General features: G+C 73.8%; 3 protein-coding genes. 1 reads left to right on the forward strand and 2 read right to left on the reverse strand.

Going from position 1 to position 2,602, the window contains the following annotated elements:
• Window positions 1-64: 64 nt before the first annotated feature.
• Window positions 65-1,495 (reverse strand): LutB/LldF family L-lactate oxidation iron-sulfur protein, encoded by a 1,431-nt coding sequence (locus ACTIR_RS0119045; RefSeq protein ID WP_026455467.1) that lies wholly within the window; start codon window positions 1,493-1,495, stop codon window positions 65-67.
• Window positions 1,477-2,193: a (Fe-S)-binding protein gene (locus ACTIR_RS0119050; protein WP_026455468.1), complete on the reverse strand. Its 717-nt coding sequence runs from the start codon at window positions 2,191-2,193 to the stop codon at window positions 1,477-1,479. The genes ACTIR_RS0119045 and ACTIR_RS0119050 overlap by 19 nt, the downstream gene beginning before the upstream one ends.
• Window positions 2,194-2,372: 179 nt before the next feature.
• Here ACTIR_RS0119050 and ACTIR_RS24385 point away from each other — a divergent pair.
• The coding region (locus tag ACTIR_RS24385) for an alpha/beta fold hydrolase (RefSeq protein ID WP_034241060.1) at window positions 2,373-2,602 on the forward strand (230 nt) is incomplete at its 3' end.

The raw sequence follows: 2,602 nt of genomic DNA on the forward strand, positions 1-2,602 counted from the left end.
CGGCACCGGCCCCGGTCCGGCGCCGCGCGCCGCCCGGATCCGGCCCAGGATCTCCTCGCGCGCCTCAGCCACGGGTGCGCCTCCACCACGCGCGGAACGACTCCTTCGGCACCGCCGGGGCGTCGCGGGTGGACGTCCATTTCGACCCGGGCCAGGGCAGGCGGGTGATCCGCCCGTCCCGGCCGGCGAGGAGGCGGGACAGCGACCCGGCCCGCTGCGCGGCCTCGTACCGGCGGCGGTCACGGAACACCCAGCCCGCGCCGGACATGGCCAGCGACTCGGGGGTCCGCCTGCCCCGCGCCCGCACCACCTCGCCCCGCAGGTGGGTGAGCACCTCCGGGATGTCGATCCGCACCGGGCAGACCTCGTAGCAGGCCCCGCACAGCGACGAGGCGTACGGCAGCGACGCCGTCTGCGGATCGGTCAGGTCCCCGTCCAGCTGGGGCGCGAGGATCGCCCCGATCGGACCCGGGTACACCGACCCGTACGCCTGCCCGCCGGTGCGCTCGTACACCGGGCAGACGTTCAGGCAGGCCGAACACCGGATGCAGCGCAGCGCCTGCCTGCCGACCGCGTCGGCCAGCGTGGCCGTGCGCCCGTTGTCCAGCAGCACCAGGTGGAACTCCCGCGGCCCGTCGCCGGGGGTCACCCCCGAGAAGATCGAGGTGTAGGGGTTCATCCGCTCGGCGGTCGACGACCGCGGCAGCAGTTGCAGGAACACCTCCAGGTCCCGCCAGGTGGGCACGACCTTCTCGATCCCCATGACGGTGATCAGCGTGTCCGGCAGGGTCAGGCACATCCGGCCGTTGCCCTCCGACTCGACCACCGCCACCGACCCGGTGTCGGCCACGGCGAAGTTGGCGCCGGACACGGCGACCGTCGCGGAGAGGAACTTGCGCCGCAGGTACCGGCGGGCGGCCTCGGCGAGCTCGGCCGGGTCGTCGGAGTCGGGCGCCTCCTCGGGCATCTCCCTGCGGAAGAGCTCCCGGATCTCCGCCCGGTTGCGGTGGATCGCGGGGACGAGAATGTGCGAGGGCCGGTCGTGCCCGAGCTGCACGATCAGCTCGGCCAGGTCGGTCTCGACCGGGCGGACTCCCCCGGCTTCCAGGTGCTCGTTCAGCCCGATCTCCGCGGTGGCCATCGACTTGACCTTGACGACCTCCTCGGCCCGCCGGGCCAGCGCGAGGTCGAGCACGATCCGGTTGGCCTCCTCGGCGTCCCGCGCCCAGTGGACCACCCCGCCGCGCGCGGTGACGGCCTCCTCCAGCCGCTCCAGGTAGGTGTCCAGGTGCGCGAGCACGTCGTCCTTGATCGCCGCACCGGCCCGGCGCAGCTCCTCCCAGTCGTCCAACTCGGCGACGGCGGCGGCGCGCTTGCCCCGGATCGTCGTCGTGGCCCGGCGCAGGTTCCCGCGCAGTTGCGTGTCCGCCAGTGCGGTGTGCGCCGCGTCCGGGAACGTCGGGCTGCCCAGCCACGTCACGGGGTTGCGACCCACGGCTGCTCCTCCGTACTCGCCAGGATCTCGGCCAGGTGCACACCGCGCACGCCGGTGCGCAGGCGGGACAGGCCGCCGGAGAGGTGCATCAGGCACGAGTTGTCGCCCGCCGTGACCACCTCGGCGCCGGTGTCCTGCACGCAGCGCATCTTGTCGGCCAGCATCGCCGTGGACGTCTCGGCGTTCTTCAGGGCGAACGTGCCGCCGAAGCCGCAACACTCCTCCGCCCGGGGCAGTTCGACCAGCTCCAGGCCGCGCACCGCACGCAGCAGGCGCAGCGGACGGTCACCGACGCCGAGCATCCGCAGGGAGTGGCAGGTGGGGTGGTAGGTCACCCGGTGCGGGAAGTACGCGCCGACGTCGGTCACCCCCAGCACGTCGACGAGGAACTCACTGAGTTCGTAGGTGCGCCGCACGGCCGGGCCGTTCCCGCCCAGCTTCGGGTGGATCTCCCGCACGGTGCCCACGCACGACCCGGACGGCGCCACCACGTGGTCGTATCCGGCGAACACCTCCGCGTACCGGTGGACCAACGGCTCCGCGTCGTCGTGATAGCCGGTGTTGTAGTGCAGCTGCCCGCAGCAGGTCTGTTCGAGCGGGAAGTCGACCGCGCAGCCGAGCCGTTCGAGCAGGCGGACGACGGCCTTGGCGGTGTCCGGGTACAGCGTGTCGGTCAGGCACGTGGCCAGCAGCGCCACCCGTCCCTGTCCGGGTCGCTCACCCACGCGACGCCCTCCCCTGCCCACGATCGCTCACCGACGCCGACCGAGCGTAGTGCTGCGGTGCCCACCCACGCCAACTCACCGCGACCGTGCCGCCGGACCGCCCCGGGTGGGTACCCCCGGAGCGGAACCGACCGCGAGAGGGAGGGGCGACGATGGGCGAGCTGATCGACGTCGGCCGGGTGGAACTCTGGACGGAACGCCGCGGTCAGGGGCCCGACGTCCTGTTGCTCGCCGGGCTCGGCGACCCGGCGGAGGCGTGGGGGGCGCAGCTGGACGGGCTCGCCGACCGGTACCGGCTGACCGCCTTCGACAACCGGGGCGCGGGCCGGACCGGGCTCCCGGAGGGCCCGCTGTCGGTGCCGGTGCTGGCCGACGACGCCGC

Origin of the sequence: Saccharomonospora iraqiensis subsp. iraqiensis (assembly GCF_000430445.1) — a bacterium.
Classification (GTDB): domain Bacteria; phylum Actinomycetota; class Actinomycetes; order Mycobacteriales; family Pseudonocardiaceae; genus Saccharomonospora; species Saccharomonospora iraqiensis.